Below are 17,906 nucleotides of genomic sequence, written 5' to 3'. Positions count from 1 at the left end.
GCGTGTCGGGGTTGCGCCGGGCGGATACCGAAAGAGAGGGACATACCATGCGCTGGAACATCATGGTTTTGGCCTCGTGCCTGGCAATGGCCGGCTGCGTCGGCGGCACCTCGATGGCGGAACGTCAGGACGAGGACGTGCAGTCCTCGCTGCAATACGACAGCGTGCCTTGCGATCAGCTGATTGCCCAGCGCAACGCGTTGGCCGAGCAAAACAACCTGCCGACCGCCGCCAAGACGACCTTCTCCAATCCGGCCATGGGCTTCGGCCCGTTCACGCCGGATATGCGTTCGAAGGCCAGGCGCGACGCCGACCAGGCGGCGGGCCAGATCGACGCCATGAACCGGTCGATCGAGCGCCGGGACTGCGGCAAGCCGGCGAAGAAGAACAAGTTCGAGCTGCCTGGGTCGAAACCTTCTTAGTACCCCGCCTCGCGATCGACCAGATTGTCGAGCTTCTCGCCGCGCTCGTAAGCCGCCATCTGCCGCAGCATGATCGGCACCAGGTGCACGGGGTCCGAGGTCGCCGCCGCATGCGGCGTCACGAACACTTTCGGATGCGCCCATAGCGGGCTGGTCCTCGGCAGCGGCTCAACCTCGAACACGTCGAGGCTCGCTTCTTTCAGCGTGCCGTCGTCCAGCGCGCGTAGGATGTCGGCGTCCTTCTGCAGGCGCCCGCGTCCCGCATTGATCAGCACCGCGCCGCCGAGCCCGTTGCGCCTGCGCAGCTCCTTCAGCAGACTGTAGTTGACGATGCCCTGTGTCCGGGCCGTCAGCGGCAACAATACCACCAATATGTCGGTGGCGTTGAGGAAGGGGATCAGCCCGGCTTCGCCGGCATAGGTGGAAACACCTTTCATCGGCCGCTCCGTGCGCGACCAGCCATTGACCGCGAAGCCGAGCGACAACAGCACCGACGCCGCGGCACGGCCGAGATTGCCGAGGCCCATGATGCCGACCGAGATGTCGCCGGCCGGCCGCTGCGGCGGCTCGTGCCAGGTCTTCTTCTTCTGCTGCGCCTGATAGAGCATGCCCTGGCGGTGATGGTCGAGCACGCGCCAGACTACGTATTCGGTCATGTATTGCGTGAGATTGTCGGCGACCACCTTGACGATCGGCACGTCGGGCAGGCCGGGATCCGCGAAGATGTGGTCGACGCCGGCGCCGATCGAAAAGATGGCGCGCAGATTGGGCAGGGACGAAAGCAGATTGGGCTTCTGCTTCCAGACCACCGCATAGGTGATCGAGGGATCGCTGGCGCCGTCCGGCTCCAGCACCACCTCGCGCTCGGCCGACAGCAGCTCGCGCCAGCGCTGCGGGTGAAAGCCGGTGACGGCAAGCAGGACGCGGCCTTTTTCCATGTGCGGATTTCTCTTCCCTGTCATTTCAGCTCTGGCCTTGGGCTCAACCTACTCGCTGACCACGCCGGTCGGCGCCGTCTCGATCCGGAATGCGGCCGAGATCAGCGCCCGAGTATAGTCCGTTTGCGGGCTGCCAAAAATCTGTTCGGAAGGCCCGGCTTCGACGATCTGGCCATTGCGCATGACGATGACGTCATTGGCAAGCGCGCGGATGACTTTCAAATCGTGGCTGATGAACAGATAGGCGAGATCGTGCTTGGCCTGCAGGCTGCGCAACAGGTCGACGACCTGCGCCTGCACGCTCATGTCGAGCGCCGAGGTCGGCTCGTCCAACATGACGAAGCGCGGGTTGAGCACCATGGCGCGCGCGATCGCCACGCGCTGGCGCTGGCCGCCGGAGAATTCGTGCGGATAGCGGTTGCGCGTCTCGGGATCGAGCCCGACCTCCTTCAGCACGTCGACGACCTTGTCGTCGCGCTCGTCAAGCGACAGTTTCGGCTCGTGGATCTTGAGCCCTTCCTCGATGATCTCGGCGATCGACATGCGCGGGCTGAGCGAGCCGAACGGGTCCTGGAAGACGATCTGCAGCTCGCGCCTCAGCGGCCGCATGGCGTTGAAGGAGAGCTGGTTGATGTCGCGACCGTTGAAATTGATCGCGCCGGAGGACGAGATCATCCTGGCCAGCGCCAGCCCGAGCGTCGTCTTGCCAGAGCCGGATTCGCCGACGACGCCGAGCGTCTGGCCAGCGCGCACGGTGACGTCGATGCCGTCCACCGCTTTCACATTGTCGACGGTGCGACGGAAGAAGCCGCGCCTGATCGGGAACCAGACCTTGATGTCCTTGCCGCTCATGACCGCCTTGGCGTCCGCGTTGGCGGCCGGCGGCTTGCCCTTTGGCTCGGCGGCCAGCAGATGCTTGGTATAGGCATGCTGCGGATTGGCGAAGATGTCCCTGGTCGGACCGGTCTCGACGATCTTGCCCTTGGTCATCACGCAGACGCGGTCGGCGATCTTCCTGACGATGCCGAGATCATGCGTGATGAACAGCATCGACATGCCCTTGCGGGCCTTCAGCCCGGCCAGCAGTTCGAGGATCTGCGCCTGCACGGTGACGTCGAGCGCCGTCGTCGGCTCGTCGGCGATCAAGAGCTCCGGCTCGTTGGCCAAAGCCATGGCGATCATGACGCGCTGGCGCTGGCCGCCGGAAAGCTGGTGCGGATAGGCGTCGAGCCGCTTTTCCGGATCGCGGATGCCGACCTCGTTGAGCAGTTCCAGCGTGCGGGCGCGGGCCTGCCGGTCACCGAGCCCCTGGTGCAGCTTCAGCACCTCGACGATCTGCTGCTCGATCGTGTGCAGCGGATTTAGCGAGGTCATCGGCTCCTGGAAGATCATGGTGATCTTGTTGCCGCGCACGCGCCTGAGGGCTTTCTCGTCCATGGACAGAAGGTCGGCGCCCTGGAACAGGATCCTTCCGGATGGGTGGCTGGCTGTCGGATAGGGTAGCAGCTTCAGCACCGACAGCGCCGAGACGGACTTGCCGGAACCGGACTCGCCGACCAGCGCCACCGTCTCGCCCTTGGCGATGTCGAAGGAAATGTGATCCACGGCCAGCGATTGCTTGCCGCCTTGCGCGAAGGCGACGCTTAAATCGCGGACGGAAAGCAGGGGCTCGCTCATTTGAACGTCTTGCGCGGATCGAAGGCGTCGCGTGTCGCCTCGCCGACGAAGACCAGCAGCGACAGCATCAGCGAGATGACGATGAAGGCGGAAATGCCGAGCCACGGCGCATTAAGGTTGCGCTGCGCCTGTTTCAGCATCTCTCCGAGCGACGCGGAGCCCGGCGGCAGGCCGAAGCCGAGATAATCAAGCGAGGTCAATGTCGAGATCGAGCCTGAGAGCAGGAAGGGCAGGAAGGTCAGCGTCGCCACCATGGCGTTGGGCAGAAGGTGCCGGAACATGATGGTCAGGTTGGGCACGCCAAGAGCGCGCGCTGCATTGACATATTCGAAGTTGCGCGCGCGCAGGAATTCGGCGCGCACCACGCCGACCAACGCCACCCAGGAGAAAAAGAGCATCAGCCCGAGCAGGATGAAGAAGCCGGGCGGCAGGATGGCGGCGACGATGAGCAGCAGGTAGAGCACCGGGATCGCCGACCAGATCTCGATGAAGCGCTGGAAGAGAAGGTCGGTCCAGCCGCCGAAATAGCCCTGCATCGCGCCGGCGGCCACGCCGATCAGCGATGATCCCACGGTCAGGATCAGGCCGAACAGGACGGAGATCCTGAAGCCGTAGATAAGCCGCGCCAGCACGTCGCGCGCCTGGTCGTCCGTGCCCAGCCAGTTCCAGTTGCCGACGGAGCAGTTCGGGTCGGCCGCACCTTGCGGATACTGGTTGCACAGCGTCTTCTTGTCGTAGAGCCAGGACGGCTTGGTCGGCGCCGCCTCGGGAATGGCATTGTTGACCGTCTGATAGGAGTAGCGCACCGGCGGCCAGATCATCCAGCCATTGGCGTTGATCTCGTCCTGGATGACGGGGTCGCGATAGTCGGTCACAGCATAGAAGCCGCCGAACTTCTCTTCCGGATAGGCGACCAGCACCGGAAACAGGATCTCGCCCTTGTAGGAGGCGATGATCGGCTTGTCGTTGGCGATGAACTCGGAAAACAGCGACAGCACGAACAGGACGAGAAAGATCCACAACGACCAGAAGCCGCGCCGGTTCGACTTGAAGTTCTGCAGGCGTCGCTGGTTGAGCGGCGACAGCCAGGGGCGGGCGATGCGGGGCGGCGTCGTTACTGCAGCGGCTTCCGCCATCAGACATCCCTCCGCTCGAAATCGATGCGCGGATCGACCCAGGTGTAGATCAGGTCGGACAGGAGGTTAACGAACAGGCCGAGCAGCGAGAAGATGTAGAGATTGGCGAACACCACCGGATAGTCGCGGTCGACGACGGATTTGAAGCCGAGCAGGCCGAGGCCGTCGAGCGAGAAGATGTTCTCGATCAAAAGCGACCCGGTGAAGAAGGCCGAGATGAAGGCGCCGGGAAAGCCGGCGATGACGATCAGCATCGCATTGCGGAAGACGTGGCCGTAAAGCACCTTTCGCTCCGAAAGGCCCTTGGCGCGCGCCGTCACCACATACTGCTTGCGGATCTCCTCGAGGAAGGAGTTCTTGGTGAGCAGCGTGGTCGTGGCGAAAGCCGACAGCACCAGCGCGGTGAGCGGCAAGGTCATGTGCCAGAAATAGTCGACGATCTTGTCCGGCCACGACAACTGGTCCCAATTATCCGAAACGATGCCGCGCAGCGGGAACCAGTCCCAGAACGAGCCGCCGGCAAACAGCACCATCAGCAGGATGCCGAACAGGAAGCCGGGGATGGCGTAGCCGACGATGACGACGCCGCTGGTCCAGACGTCGAAGGCCGATCCGTCCTTGACCGCCTTGCGGATGCCGAGCGGGATCGAGATCAGATAGGACAGGAGCGTGATCCACAGGCCGATCGAGATCGACACCGGCATCTTTTCCAGGATCAGGTCGAGCACCGAGATGTCGCGGAAATAGCTGTCGCCGAAATCGAAGCGGGAATAGTTCCACAGCATCATGCCGAAGCGCTCCAGCGGCGGCTTGTCGAAACCGAACTGCTTTTCCAGCTTCTTGATGAATTCGGGATCGAGCCCTTGCGCGCCGCGGTATTTCGAGCTGACGTCGCCGGCGACATCGATATTGCCCCCGCCACCACCGGCATCGCCACCGCCGCCGCCGAGACGGTCGGTGCCGCCCTGGTTGGTGAGCCTGGCGATGACCTGCTCCACCGGCCCGCCGGGTGCGAACTGGATGACGGCGAAGGAGATCGCCATGATGCCGAACAGGGTCGGGATCATCAAAAGGATGCGGCGCAGGATATAAGCGCCCATCAGGCCGCCCGTCCTGAGCGAACGGAGATTTCAGGCTTTGCCAATCTTTGCCGCCTTGCCCTTGTCGACCCACCAGAGCGTCTCGACCGGAAAGCCGAAATCGGGTTTCTGTTCCGGAAAGCCGAACATGTCCCAATAGGCGCTTCGGTGATTCGCCAGGAACCAACTTGGAATCCAATCGCGCCGCGCGCGCAAGACCCGATCGAGCGCCCGCATTGCGACGGTCAGGCTTTGGCGGTCCTTGGCGGCGCCGACCGTATCGATCAGCGCGTCAATGGCCGGGCTCTTTATGCCCGGCAGGTTGCGCGAGCCGGTGACGGCTGCCGTGCTCGAATGGAAGAAGATCTCGACATCGTCGCGGGTCGGCGTCGCCGAAAAGGAGAAGGCGGCCGACAACAGGTCGAAATCGAAGGTCGACTGCCTGAGCTCGTATTGCGCAGAATCGACCAGCCTGATCGTGGCGTCGATGCCCACCGCCTTCATGTTGGCGATCCAGGGCGAATAGACCTGGACGAAGGTTTCGTCATCGACCAGGAACTCGGCCGACAGCCGCCCGCCCTTGTCGTTGACGACGAAATCGCCGGACCGTTTCCAGCCGGCCTCGGCGAGCAGCTTCGCCGCCTTGCCCAGCATTTTGCGGTCACGCCCCGAACCATCCGAGGCCGGCTGCGTCACCGCCTCGCCGAAGGCCCCCGGGGGCAGCTTGTCACGCAGCGGTTCCAGCAGGGCAAGTTCTTCCGGCGATGGCATGCCTTGCGCGCGAAAATCCGACTTCTCGAAGCAGGATTGTGAGCGTTCATAGGAACCGTAAAAGAAGTTTCGCCGCGTCCATTCGAAGTCGAAACAGAGCCCGATCGCCTGCCGCACGCGCGGGTCGCGGAACTGTTCGCGCCGCTGGTTGACTGCGGTTGCTTGCATCGAGGGCAAGCTCTCAGCCGGGAATTCGTGCTTGACCACCTTTCCGGCGGTGAAGGCCGGAAAATCGTAAGCCGTCGCCCAGACGCGCGAGGTGAACTCCTCGCGATAGAGGATCTCGCCTTTCTTGAAGGCTTCGAAGCCGGCGGTGCGGTCCTGGTAGAACTCGATGCGGATGCGCTCGAAATTGTTCTGGCCGAGATTGACCGGAAGACTTTTGCCCCAGTAGTCGGCCACCCGCTCATATTCGATCCAGGCCCCGGCCGACCAGCGTCCGACCTTGTAGGCGCCGCATCCGAGCGGTGGGTTGAGTTGCGAGGAATCGAACGGGTTGGCCGTGTAAAAGGCCTTCGACAGGATCGGGAATTCAACGATGTTGAGGATCGTGCGGGCGGACTGCTTGCCGGAAAAGCTCAGCCTGAGCGTGCGCGGGTCGACGGCGACGGCATCCGCAAGATGCGTGAGCGAAAGCGACAGGTCGGGATGGCCCTTCTCCTTGAACAGCTTCAGGGAGAAGGCCGCGTCCTCGGCGGTCAGCGGCGTTCCGTCGTGGAAGCGTGCCTCGGGCCTGAGCGAAAAGGTGAAGCTGTTGCGATCGTCGGAAATCGTCACGCCGACGGCGACGAGTCCGTAGACGGCGTCCGGCTCGTCCAGCGCCCTGGCCATCAGCGAATCGAAGCACAGCCCCATGCGTGGCGGCGCATCGCCCTTTGGCGTGTAGGAGTTCAGCGTGTTGAAGGTAAGCGGGTTCTGGTTGTAGCCCCAGTTGGGCGGCGAGAAGTTGAAGGTCCCGCCTTGCGGAGCGTCGACGTTGACATAGTCGAAATGCGCGAAATCCGGTTTGTACTTCAAGTCGCCGAACGCCGACAGGCCGTGCACCTTGACGCCGGTCGGAATGGCGGCAAAGGCGCGGCCGGGCAGCAATGTGCTGGCGGTAGCCGCGACGCCGAGCGCCAGGACGTCGCGGCGGGAAAGCGCCATCGTCGGTTGCCGCCCCATCAGTTGCTGCCCTTGTATTTGGCGGCCAGCGCCTTTTCCTTCTCGGGATCGATCCACCAGGAGCTCTGGTCAGCGCCGCTATAGCTCGGCTGCTTTTCCGGGATGCCGAACTTGTTCCAATAGGCGAGCCACACCACGGCCCGGTAGTATTGCGGCACCACATAGTAGTTCCACAGCAGCACCCGATCGAGCGCGTGGGTGGCGGCGACCAGGTCGTCCCGATCGGTGGCGAAGATGATGCGGTCGACCAGCGCATCGACGACCGGGTTCTTGATGCCGGAATAGTTGCGCGATCCCGGCGTATCGGCGGCCTTCGAGCTCCAGAAGTCGCGTTGTTCATTGCCGGGCGATTCCGACTGCCCAAGCTGCCCGATGATGACGTCGTAATCGAAATTGTTGACGCGATTGACATACTGGGTCTGGTCGATGATGCGCAGCGTCGCATCGACACCGATCTTGCGCAGATTGGCGATCCAGGGGCTGGCGATCACCTGGTCAGTGTCGTTCCAGCCCAGGATCTCGAACTTGAACGGCGCGCCGGTCTTGGCATTGACCATCTTGCCGCCCTTGATCACCCAGCCGGCCTGCGCGAACAGGTCGACAGCCTGCTTCAGGTACTTCCGTTCCGCCTGAGGCGAGTCGTAGACCGGCAGCTTGAATTCCTGGGTGAACAGTTCGGGCGGTAGCTTGTCGCGGTACGTTTCCAGGATTTCCAGCTCCTTGCCTTGTGGCAGGCCGCTGGAAGCAAGTTCGGTACCCTGGAAATAGCTCTGCGTACGGGTGTTGAAGCCGTAAAAAAGCGTTCGGTTCATCGTCTCGAAATCGAACGGATAGGTCAGCGCTGCGCGGGCAAGGCGATCCTGGAACAGCGGCCGCCGCTGGTTGAGCATGAAGGCCTGCATCGGCTCGGGCGAGGTGGTCTTGAATTCCTGTTTGATCACGTCGCCGGCCTGGATCGCCGGGAAGTTGTAGAATGTCTTCCAGCGCTTCGAGCTGTTTTCCGGCTTGATGTCGTCCAGCCCGCCCTTGGTGAAAGCCTGCCAGGCGGCGTTGTCGTCCAGGATGTAAGTGAAACGCTGCGTGTCGAAATTCTCGCGGCCGATCTTCACCGGCAGCTTGGCGGCCCAATAGTCCGGCACGCGCTGCCAGACGATCTCCGACCCCGGCTTGAAGCTGGCGATCTTGTAGGCGGCGGACCCGAGCGGCGGCTCCAGCGTCGGTCTGGTCACGTCCCGCTTCTTGCCATTGGCGTCGCTGCCTTCCCACCAGTGCTTCGGCAGCACGGCGAGGTCGCCGATGATCTTCGGCAGCTCGCGGTTGCCCTTCTGGCTGAAATGGAACTCGACCTCACGGTCCGAGATGGCGACCGCGTCGGTGACGTTCTCGAAATAGCGGCTGTATTGCGGGCTGTTCGCCTTCAGCACCTGGAACGACCAGATCACGTCGTCGACGGTGATCGGCTGGCCGTCGTGCCATTTTGCCCTCGGGTCCAGGCGGTAGGTCGCCGAGGAATAGTCGGCCGGAAATTTGTAGGCGTCGGCGATCAGCGGATGGCTGGTGCTGCCTTCGTCGGTGGATTGCTCCATCAATGTGTCGTAGAGCAACCCGCCGCCGAACCCGACGAGCCCCGCTGCCGGGGAACCCTGCACGATATAGGGGTTGAAGCTGTCGAAGGTGCCGAGAACGACGGAATTGTAGGCGCCGCCCTTGGGCGCGTCCGGATTGACGTAGTCGTAGTGCTGGAAATTGTCGCCGTATTTGGAGGGGCCGATCAGCGATGAGGTGGTGCGCCATTCATCCGCGAAGGTCGCTTGCAGGCCGCCGGCAAGGGCGGCTGCGACCAGTACGGATTTGAGAAGCGTTCGGCCAACCGTCATGCGTTCTCCTCGTGCACGTCCTCGGGCAATCTAGATCATTTGACGCCCGTGAAAACCGCAGCAGGACGGCTTTATCGCCGCATATGCGCTTTCCCAACAAAAAAGCCGGGCTGAACCCGGCTTTTGTGTGATCTGTGCATTACAAATTGGTTATTTGGCGGGCGCGGCGCCCTCGGCCGGCTTGGCGGGTGCCGCACCTTCGGCCGGCTTCGCTTCGGCCGACGCACCCGGCGCAGGCAGCGGCTTCGGGCTGTCCGACAGCGTGCGCAGATAGGCGATGACGTTGGCGCGGTCCTCGTCCTTCGGCAGGCCGGCAAAGCCCATCGCCGTGCCCTTCACGAACTTCTTCGGCGAAGTGATGAAGTGGTTGAGGTTGTCATAGGTCCACTTCTCGGCGCCGCCCTTGGAAAAATCCTTCATGCCGGCCGAATAGGCGAAGCCCTCATGCTCGGCGACGGGGCGGTCGACGATGTCCCACAGATCGGGGCCGACCTTGTTCGGGCCACCCTTCTCGCCGGAATGGCAGGCCTGGCATTTCTTGAACACGGCAGCACCCGCCTCGACATTGGCGGTGGCGAGCAGATCGGCGATCGGCTTGGCTTCCGCGGCAGGGGCGGCGCCGCCGCCTTCGGCGGGCTCAGCCGCCTCGATGGCGAAGCCGGGCTTTTCGGGGGCAGGCGAGGCAAACAGCGAGTCGGAGACGATGCCGACCGAGAAGACGACAAAGACGGTGCCAAGGAGACCGGCGAGCAGCTTGTTGACTTCGTTGGAATCCATACGCCCCTTGCTCCCTTTTCCGGCGGACCGAACCGTCCACTCCGTCCGTCGGTATCGCGAAGGCCCCGCGGGGCCAGTCAAATCGGGCGGAAACTAGGTCTTTTGCTCCGGCGTTGCAACACCTATAAGGGCGCTTCCAGTGAGACCTTTTGCCACTTTCTCCAGCCTCCTTTCGAACGCCCCATCGCACCGATGTCAACGCTCATCCTGATCCCGGCCCGCATGGCCTCGACCCGCCTGCCGGGCAAGCCGCTGGCCGACATCGCCGGCGCGCCGATGATCGTGCATGTCGCCCGCCGCGCCGCCGAGGCCGCCCTTGGCCGGGTTGTCGTGGCGACGGACACCGAGGCGGTGGCCGAAGCGGTGCGTTCGCACGGTTTCGAGGCGGTAATGACCCGCGCCGACCATGAATCGGGCTCCGACCGCATCTTCGAGGCGCTGACCATCCTCGACCCCGCCGGCAAGGTCGAAACCATCGTCAACGTGCAGGGCGACCTGCCGACCATCGATCCAGAGGTCATCGGCGCGGCGCTGAGGCCGTTCGAGGACAGATCGGTCGACATCGCCACGCTCGGCGTCGAGATCGTCCGCGACGAGGAGAAGACCAACCCGAACGTCGTCAAGATCGTCGGCTCGCCGCGTTCCGCGACGCGGCTCAAGGCGCTCTATTTCACCCGCGCCACCGCGCCCTGGGGCGAGGGGCCGCTCTATCACCATATCGGCCTGTACGCCTATCGGCGTGCTGCGCTGGAGCGCTTCGTCGCTCTGAAGCCGTCGCCGCTGGAACGGCGCGAGCGGCTGGAGCAGTTGCGGGCGCTGGAGGCCGGCATGCGCATCGATGCCGAGATCGTGCAATCCGTGCCGCTCGGCGTCGACACGCCCGACGACCTGGAACGCGCCAGGGAAATCCTTTCAACCTGAGATTTTGTGCATGCCTGAAAAGACCAACAGAATATCCTTCCAGGGCGAGCCGGGCGCCAATTCCGACACTGCTTGCCGCAACATGTTCCCGACGATGGAACCGTTGCCGTGCCCGACTTTCGAGGATGCCTTCGTCGCGGTCGAGACCGGCAAGGCCGAGCTCGCCATGATCCCGATCGAGAACACGATTGCCGGCCGCGTCGCCGACATCCATCATCTGCTGCCGGAGTCGAGGCTGCACATCGTCGGCGAATATTTCCTGCCGATCCATTTCCAGCTGATGGTGCTGCCGGGGGTGAAGCGCGAAGAGATCAAGACCGTGCACAGCCATATCCATGCGCTCGGCCAATGCCGCAAATACATCCGCAAGAACGGCTGGAAGCCGGTCGTCGCCGGCGACACGGCGGGTTCGGCGAAGATGGTCTCCGAGGTCAAGGACCGCACCATGGCGGCGCTCGCGCCGGCGCTCGCCGCGGAGCTTTACGGCCTCGACATCATCGAGAAGAACGTCGAGGACACCGACAGCAACGTCACCCGCTTCGTCGTGCTGACCAAGAACAAGCAATGGGCCGAGCGGCCTTCCGCCGAGGCCAAGATGATGACCACCTTCATCTTCCGCGTCCGCAACGTCCCGGCCGCTCTCTACAAGGCGATGGGCGGCTTCGCCACCAACGGCATCAACATGACCAAGCTCGAGAGCTACCAGCTCGGCGCCTTCACCGCGACGCTGTTCTACGCCGATATCGAGGGCCATCCCGACGATCCGCTGGTCAAGCTGGCGCTTGACGAGCTGCGCTTCTTCTCGCGTGAGATGCGCATCCTCGGCGTCTATCCGGCAAGCGCGTCGCGCGAGCAGTGGAAGGTGGCCGACTAGCCCTAGAATCCGAGCGGCACGTAGTCGATTTCGAGAAACGCCTCGACCTCCGGCACCCAGCGATCGCGGACGAAGGCGACGTGGTCGGGGTGCTCGTTGTACCGTGTGTAGGCAGCCTGGTCGGCGAACTCCATCGAGAAGCCGAAGCGGTAGTCGTTCTTGGGGCTCACCTGCCGCAACTGCTCGAAATGCGTCACCCCCTTGATCCCGGTCAGGATCTTCTTGGCGTCATGGAGGAAGCGCTTCTCCTCCAGCGAATGCTGCGCATGCTTCAGCGTGAACACGACGGTGTGACGGATCATTCTTCTGCTCCTATTCGCTGTCGACCCAGGCGCGGATGAGATGGTGCGCGATCGCACCCTTGGGCGGCGTGACCAGATTGCCGGGATGCGTCCTGTCCAGCATCAGGCGCACCTCGTCGCGCAAGAACCAGCGGCAGTCCTCCAACTCGTTGAGATCGGCCTGGATGTCGTCGTTGAGCGGCTCGCCGAAGCAGCCGATCATCAGCGAATAGGGAAACGGCCAGGGCTGGCTGGCGTGATAGACGACGCGGCCGAGCCGGATGCCGGCTTCCTCTAGCGTCTCGCGGCGCACCGCGGCCTCGATCGTCTCGCCAGGCTCGATGAAGCCGGCTAGCGCCGAATACATGCCCGGCCCGAAATGCCGGCCGCGCCCGAGCAGGCACTTGTCCGCCGTCACCGTCAGCATGATCGCCACCGGGTCGGTGCGCGGGAAATGGTCGGTGCCGCAGGCCGGGCAGTGCCGCCTGTAGCCGCCGGCGCGCATTTCCGAGCGGTTGCCGCATTTGCTGCAGAAGGCATGGCTGGCGTGCCAGGCAAGAAGGGCGGCCCCTTGCGCCAGCGCGCCGGCCGCCGCCTCGTCGATCAGGCCTTGCATGTAGACGGAGCGGTAGTCGATGGCCTTGATGGTTTCCGGAAGCTGCTCCGGCTCGACGCCCGCCGGCACCGCCAGCACCGGGCCGGCCTCGGAAAAGCCGAGCAGCACGCCGCGGTCGAGCGAGACGTCGAAGGTCTGGCCTTCGGCCGCACTGAACCAGGGGTCGAAGCCGCCGTCCTCGAGCTTCAGGTAGAGCCGGCCGCCATGCATCAGCAGGAGCCGCGTCGAGGCATCGGCGAGCGCCTGTTCGACGGAATCGTCGGCGCGAGTCTCCGACTGCCGGTCGATCGTGTTGCCGGCGAAGCCGACGAACTGGCTGGGCTCCCGCAAGGGCGCGTCAAACAGGCGGAAGGTCATGTGGACTCAGAGCTTTGGGATGGACACGGGGGTCAGCTTATAGCGCCGCCTTGATCGTTTCGGCAAACCGGCGGATCTCCGAACTGCTGTAGGGTTCGCGCAGGCCGTGTCCCCAGACCGGCCCCGGCCAGGCCGGATCGCCTTCCGATCGCGCGATGACGTGGACGTGCAACTGCCGCACGATGTTGCCGAGCGCGCCGGTGTTGATCTTGGTGCAGCCGGTCGTCTTCTTCAGCGCCTGCGCAACCATGTTGGTCTCGAAGGTCAGCATCGCCTGATCGAGCGGCGTCATGTCATGGATTTCCTCCACGCCCGGCCGCTGTGGCACCAGGATGAGCCATGGCCAGCGGCAGTCGTTCATCAGCCTGAGTTCGCACAGGCCGAGCCACATCAGCTGCTCGCTGTCCGCCTCCAGCCTGGCGTCGAGCGTGAATCCGGCCTTGAGGCCCGGCAGCATTGGCGTTTCCCTCACTTTTTTGGACTTTGCACCGTTTTTTTGACCGATGAACGCTAGAGCGGCTGCAAAGGGGCTGCAAGCGAATCATTGGCCGGAATTGCGGATTTGAAGGCCCTGCCGCCAGTGCGCTACGAACGACCCGCGCCGCCGCTTCCGCTCCGCCCTTGCATTTCATCGCCGAATTGCCGATATGGAGGCCGGGAGGTTGGTGGTGGACGATCCACTCGCCAACCGGGTCAGGTCCGGAAGGAAGCAGCCCTAACGAGCCCGGAACGGGTCATTGTTCCAGCCTCCCACCTCTTCGCCTTTCTCTCGCGACATTGACGGCGCCAAGCCGTGCGGGCGAAACTATGCGCAGGAAACGGCCGCCTTCCGTCGCGGTCCTGGGAGCTTTGACGGCGAATGAGCGAAGCCGGAAATTTGGGGACGGAAAGCCTGGTGACAGGCAAGGCCGGCGCCTATCGCGTTCTGGCACGCAAATACCGCCCTGCGAATTTCTCCGAACTGATCGGCCAGGAGCCGATGGTCCGCACGCTGACCAACGCCTTCGCTTCCGGCCGCATCGCCCAGGCCTGGATGCTGACCGGCGTTCGCGGTGTCGGCAAGACGACCACAGCCCGCATCCTGGCCCGGGCGCTGAACTACAAGACCGCCACCGTCGATCAGCCCTCCGTCGACCTTTCCATCCCTGGCGAGCATTGCCAGGCGATCATGGAAGGCCGTCATGTCGACGTCATCGAGATGGACGCCGCCTCGCACACCGGCATCGACGACATCCGGGACATCATCGAGCGCGTGCGCTACGCGCCGGTCTCGGCCCGCTACAAGGTCTACATCATCGACGAAGTGCATATGCTCTCCACCCAGGCCTTCAACGGCCTGCTGAAGACGCTGGAAGAGCCGCCGCCGCACGTCAAATTCATCTTCGCCACCACCGAGATCCGCAAGGTGCCGATCACGGTCCTGTCGCGCTGCCAGCGCTTTGATCTCAGGCGCATCGATGCCGGCGCCCTGGTTGCGCATCTGTCGGCGATCGCCGCCAAGGAAGGCATCTCGGTCGATGACGACGCGCTGGCGATGATCGCCCGTGCCGCGGAAGGCTCGGCGCGCGATTCGCTCTCCATCCTCGACCAGGCGATCGCCCATGGCAGCGGCGCGGTCAGCGCCGAGGCGGTGCGCGCGATGCTCGGCCTCGCCGACCGCGCCCGCATCGTCGACCTGTTCGAATATGTCATGAAAGGCGACGTCGCGGCGGCGTTGGCCGAATTCCGCGCCCAGTACGACACCGGCGCTGATCCGGCCGCGGTGCTCACCGACCTTGCCGAGTTCAATCACCTCGTCACCAGGCTGCGCTTCGTGCCGACGGCCGCCGACGATGCCTCGCTGTCGGAGGATGAGCGCCGGCGCGGCGGCGATTTCGCCAGGGCGCTGTCGGTGCGCGTGCTGTCCAGGACATGGCAGATGCTGCTGAAGGGCATCCCCGAGGTGCAGTCCTCGAACCGGCCGGTAAGCGCCGCCGAGATGGTGCTGATCCGGTTGGCCCATGCCGCCGACCTGCCGACGCTGGACGAGGCGCTGAAATCGTTGGAGGGGGCCGCGTCCGTCCCGAACGGCGCGCCACGCGCCAACGGAGCGCCGGCAAGCTCCGGCAATGGCGGCGGCGCAAGTGCCGTGGCGCAGGCGCGCATGCCCTCCGCCGGCGGTAGCGCGCAGACGATGCGGCTTGTCGAGGCCGAGCCGGCGCCTGCGGCCTTCGTTGCCGCACCGGAGCCGGTCGTGGAAGCACCCGCCGTGCCCGTCAAATCGCTGGCCGACATTGCAGCCCTCGCCGATTCCAATCGCGACATCGCTTTCAAGGTGCTGATCAAGCGCTGCGTGCGGCTGGTGCGCGTCGAGCCCGGCCGCCTCGACGTCAGCCTGACCGAAGACGCGCCGAAGATGCTGCTCAACGACCTGACATCCAAGCTGCGCGCCTGGACCGGCCGCAACTGGCTGGTGTCGCTGTCGAAGGAAGATGGCGGCCAGACGCTGGCGGAGATGGAGACGACGAAGCGCGAGAACGCCTTCCTCGACGCCAAGAGCGACCCGACGGTTGCCGCAATCCTCGCCCGCTTCCCAGGCGCCAAGATCATCGATGTGCGCATTCCGGACGTGCCGGAAGTGGAAGAGGCCGAGGCCGACCTGCCGGTCGAGCCGGCGGCGGATGACGACGAAATCTGAAGAACTGAAGAGGACATTGGGATGAAGGATCTTCTCGGCCTGATGGGCAAGGCGAAGGAAATGCAGGCCAAGTTCCAGGCCATGCAGGATGAGATCGCCACGCTCGAAGCCACCGGTCAGGCCGGTGGCGGCCTGGTCAGCGTAACACTCACCGGCAAGTTCGAGATGAAGGTGCTGAAGATCGATCCGTCGCTGTTCAAGGAGGACGAGGCCGAGATCCTCGAGGACCTTATTCTCGCCGCTCACAATGACGCCAAAAATAAGGTCGAGCAGGTCATGCAGGAAAAGACCAAGGCGCTCACGGCAGGCTTGCCGATCCCGCCCGGAATGAAATTGCCGTTCTGAGCCGGCTGCCGCCAGTTAATTGATTATGAATGAAAATCGGACACCGGGGCGGTTGTTAAGACTTTCCCCGGCTATGTTCACGCAGTCATTTCCAGCCATTCATAAAGTTTTACCTATGCTGCACGAATGCTAATCCTTTAGCCATCTTTTTGCCTTTAAGAGTCTCATTCTTGCCACATCTCGGGGCGGGCTGGCATCTGGAAATGAGGCAATTTTGTTGATCGCGACGCGATGGAAAACGCCGCTGCTCATCGGCATCGTCTTCTCTCCCCTGTTCCTTGCCGGATGCAGTCAGACCACCTCTTCGCACGGCATGTCGGTCGCGAGCCTGACCGACGCCATCACGCCGAGCTTCCTCAGCACACGCGCCAGCCACACGCCGAAGGACAGGGAATGTCTTGAACGCGCGATGTTCTTCGAGTCCAACCGCTCGAGTCGCGACGGCATGATCGCCGTCGGCACCGTCGTCATGAACCGGCTGCGCTCGGGCCAGCACGGCGGCACGATCTGCGAGGTCGTCGGCGAGCAAGGCCAGTTCGCTCCGGGCGTGATGACCCGGCCGATGAATTCGAAGGCGATGCCCGACGTCGAAGAGGCCGCCGACGCCGTGCTCAAGGGCGAGCGCAAGGCCAAGCTCAAGAACACGATGTACTTCCACACCGCGGGCCTGCGCTTCCCCTACAAGAACATGCACTACACGATGGTCGCCGGCGGCAATGCCTTCTACGAGAAGCGCGGCCGCAACTGGCAGCCGCTGCCGGACGAGCCAATGGTCGCCGTTGCCTCGGCCACGCCGCGACAGGCGGCGCCCGCCGCTCCCGTGCTCGTGGCGTCCGCCGAGCCGGTGGTCAAGACGATTGTCCATCCGGACCCCGCCAAGCAGGCCGATACGACCGCGGCCCCCGAGCAAGAGACATATGTCACGGCTGCGGTGGCGCCTGCGTCAAAGGCTGGCCGTGTTACGGCGAAGCCGGTGGTGGTGGCGATGCAGGAGCCGATGGCGGAGCCGGATGCCTCGCGTTTCGGCGGCGCCCTGAACAGCCGCACCATCACCTCGGTGCCGAGCGCGCCGCAGGAAGCGGCGATGGGTTTCCAGTCGACGCCCGAGAACACCGATGCAATCGGCGCGATGATCGTCAGCCAGAGCCGGCCGCTCGAAGCCTACTGAGTTGACCCGCAATCGATGGTCCGCCCTGTCAGCATGGCGGATCATGCCTGGACGCCGCATGTCCCAAAGCGCGCGGAAAAATCCTGGATCAGTTGACCGTTTCACGGAAACGGCGAACTGCTCCAGCTTTTCGTCTTCCAATTCCGGACGGAAAACCGCTTCGCACTTTTCCAGGAATTGCTCTAGATCAGTGCGATGTCGAAACGAATCGCCGGTCCAGAGATCGAACGCCTGATCCAGCTCCTGGCCAAGGTGCCGGGGTTGGGGCCCCGTTCGGCCAGGCGCGCCGCGCTTCATCTCATCAAGAAGAAGGAGCAGCTGCTGCAGCCGCTCGCCGCCGCCATGGGCGAGGCGGTCGACAAGGTGCGCATCTGCTCGACCTGCGGCAATGTCGACACCTCCGATCCCTGCATGATCTGCACCGACCCGCGCCGCGACGCCGGCACGCTGATCGTCGTCGAGGATGTCTCCGATCTCTGGGCGCTGGAGCGGGCGGCGGCGATGAATGTGCGCTACCATGTGCTCGGCGGCACGCTGTCGCCGCTTGACGGCATCGGCCCCGAGCAGCTCAACATCCGCTCGCTGGTCGACCGCGTCGCCGGCGGCGAGGTCAAGGAAGTGATCCTCGCCGTCAACGCCACGGTCGAGGGCCAGACCACGGCGCATTACCTCACCGACCAGCTTTCCGGCTTCGAGGTCAAGGTGACAAGGCTGGCGCATGGCGTTCCGGTCGGCGGCGAGCTCGACTATCTCGACGAAGGCACGCTGGCCGCCGCGCTGCGCTCGCGGACGGCGTTTTGAGCGGATTGGGGAGGGAAGCTTGGAA

The 17,906-nt window shown here is 64.0% G+C and carries 17 protein-coding genes and 1 other RNA gene; 8 read left to right on the top strand and 10 right to left on the bottom strand.

Annotated features, from left to right (window positions below):
* The first annotated feature begins 47 nt into the window (after positions 1 to 47).
* The gene (locus JG743_RS00365) at positions 48 to 422 is read left to right on the top strand and encodes a hypothetical protein (protein ID WP_202296914.1); all 375 of its coding nucleotides are present in this window, start codon (positions 48 to 50) and stop codon (positions 420 to 422) included.
* Here JG743_RS00365 and JG743_RS00360 read toward each other — a convergent pair.
* The 7 genes from JG743_RS00360 to JG743_RS00330 form a co-directional block, all read right to left on the bottom strand.
* Positions 419 to 1,360, bottom strand: coding sequence for a 2-hydroxyacid dehydrogenase (locus tag JG743_RS00360; protein ID WP_202296912.1), 942 nt, complete (start codon positions 1,358 to 1,360; stop codon positions 419 to 421). The two genes, JG743_RS00365 and JG743_RS00360, sit on opposite strands and share 4 nt — an antisense overlap.
* Positions 1,361 to 1,408: 48 nt before the next feature.
* Positions 1,409 to 3,037 (bottom strand): ABC transporter ATP-binding protein, encoded by a 1,629-nt coding sequence (locus tag JG743_RS00355; protein ID WP_202296910.1) that lies wholly within the window; start codon positions 3,035 to 3,037, stop codon positions 1,409 to 1,411.
* Positions 3,034 to 4,173 carry an ABC transporter permease gene (locus JG743_RS00350; RefSeq protein ID WP_202296908.1) on the bottom strand — a complete coding sequence of 380 codons (1,140 nt, stop codon included), beginning with the start codon at positions 4,171 to 4,173 and terminating at the stop codon, positions 3,034 to 3,036. The genes JG743_RS00355 and JG743_RS00350 overlap by 4 nt, the downstream gene beginning before the upstream one ends.
* Positions 4,173 to 5,273: a microcin C ABC transporter permease YejB gene (locus tag JG743_RS00345; protein ID WP_202296906.1), complete on the bottom strand. Its 1,101-nt coding sequence runs from the start codon at positions 5,271 to 5,273 to the stop codon at positions 4,173 to 4,175. The genes JG743_RS00350 and JG743_RS00345 overlap by 1 nt, the downstream gene beginning before the upstream one ends.
* A gap of 30 nt (positions 5,274 to 5,303) precedes the next feature.
* Positions 5,304 to 7,169, bottom strand: a complete 1,866-nt coding sequence (locus JG743_RS00340; protein WP_202296904.1) for an extracellular solute-binding protein — start codon at positions 7,167 to 7,169, stop codon at positions 5,304 to 5,306.
* A gap of 17 nt (positions 7,170 to 7,186) precedes the next feature.
* Positions 7,187 to 9,064, bottom strand: coding sequence for an extracellular solute-binding protein (locus JG743_RS00335; protein WP_202296902.1), 1,878 nt, complete (start codon positions 9,062 to 9,064; stop codon positions 7,187 to 7,189).
* Between the two features lie 150 nt (positions 9,065 to 9,214).
* Positions 9,215 to 9,841: a c-type cytochrome gene (locus JG743_RS00330; protein ID WP_202296900.1), complete on the bottom strand. Its 627-nt coding sequence runs from the start codon at positions 9,839 to 9,841 to the stop codon at positions 9,215 to 9,217.
* 192 nt (positions 9,842 to 10,033) lie between these two features.
* Here JG743_RS00330 and JG743_RS00325 point away from each other — a divergent pair, with 192 nt between their 5' ends.
* Together JG743_RS00325 and JG743_RS00320 are read left to right on the top strand one after the other, a co-directional pair.
* On the top strand, positions 10,034 to 10,762 hold the full coding sequence (locus JG743_RS00325; protein ID WP_202296898.1) for a 3-deoxy-manno-octulosonate cytidylyltransferase: 729 nt from the start codon (positions 10,034 to 10,036) through the stop codon (positions 10,760 to 10,762).
* A gap of 10 nt (positions 10,763 to 10,772) precedes the next feature.
* Positions 10,773 to 11,636 carry a prephenate dehydratase gene (locus tag JG743_RS00320; RefSeq protein ID WP_202296888.1) on the top strand — a complete coding sequence of 288 codons (864 nt, stop codon included), beginning with the start codon at positions 10,773 to 10,775 and terminating at the stop codon, positions 11,634 to 11,636.
* Positions 11,637 to 11,638: 2 nt separating this feature from the next.
* Here the strand turns inward: JG743_RS00320 and JG743_RS00315 are convergent, their stop codons facing one another.
* From JG743_RS00315 to JG743_RS00305, 3 genes are read right to left on the bottom strand one after another with little or no spacing between them, the layout of a single operon-like run.
* A complete protein-coding gene (locus JG743_RS00315) occupies positions 11,639 to 11,938 on the bottom strand; it encodes a Dabb family protein (protein WP_202296886.1) in 300 nt (99 codons plus the stop codon).
* A 10-nt stretch (positions 11,939 to 11,948) separates the two neighbouring features.
* A complete protein-coding gene (nudC, locus tag JG743_RS00310) occupies positions 11,949 to 12,890 on the bottom strand; it encodes an NAD(+) diphosphatase (RefSeq protein WP_202296884.1) in 942 nt (313 codons plus the stop codon).
* Between the two features lie 37 nt (positions 12,891 to 12,927).
* Positions 12,928 to 13,347: an HIT domain-containing protein gene (locus JG743_RS00305; protein ID WP_202296882.1), complete on the bottom strand. Its 420-nt coding sequence runs from the start codon at positions 13,345 to 13,347 to the stop codon at positions 12,928 to 12,930.
* Positions 13,348 to 13,547: 200 nt separating this feature from the next.
* On the opposite strand from JG743_RS00305, the gene ffs reads away from it, so the two are divergent.
* From ffs to recR, 5 genes are all read left to right on the top strand, one after another.
* An RNA gene (ffs, locus tag JG743_RS00300) (signal recognition particle sRNA small type) lies at positions 13,548 to 13,644 on the top strand.
* Positions 13,645 to 13,749: 105 nt separating this feature from the next.
* Positions 13,750 to 15,567 carry a DNA polymerase III subunit gamma/tau gene (locus JG743_RS00295; RefSeq protein ID WP_202296880.1) on the top strand — a complete coding sequence of 606 codons (1,818 nt, stop codon included), beginning with the start codon at positions 13,750 to 13,752 and terminating at the stop codon, positions 15,565 to 15,567.
* Between the two features lie 21 nt (positions 15,568 to 15,588).
* The gene (locus tag JG743_RS00290) at positions 15,589 to 15,912 is read left to right on the top strand and encodes a YbaB/EbfC family nucleoid-associated protein (protein WP_126056700.1); all 324 of its coding nucleotides are present in this window, start codon (positions 15,589 to 15,591) and stop codon (positions 15,910 to 15,912) included.
* A 217-nt stretch (positions 15,913 to 16,129) separates the two neighbouring features.
* The gene (locus JG743_RS00285; protein ID WP_202296878.1) at positions 16,130 to 17,080 is read left to right on the top strand and encodes a cell wall hydrolase; all 951 of its coding nucleotides are present in this window, start codon (positions 16,130 to 16,132) and stop codon (positions 17,078 to 17,080) included.
* Positions 17,081 to 17,275: 195 nt separating this feature from the next.
* Entirely contained in the window at positions 17,276 to 17,881 is a 606-nt protein-coding gene (gene recR, locus JG743_RS00280; RefSeq protein WP_202296876.1) for a recombination mediator RecR, read from the top strand.
* Positions 17,882 to 17,906 lie beyond the last annotated feature (25 nt).

Origin of the sequence: Mesorhizobium sp. 131-2-1, from assembly GCF_016756535.1 — a bacterium.
Classification (GTDB): domain Bacteria; phylum Pseudomonadota; class Alphaproteobacteria; order Rhizobiales; family Rhizobiaceae; genus Mesorhizobium.
This window is presented reverse-complemented; position numbering and strand designations above follow the sequence as displayed.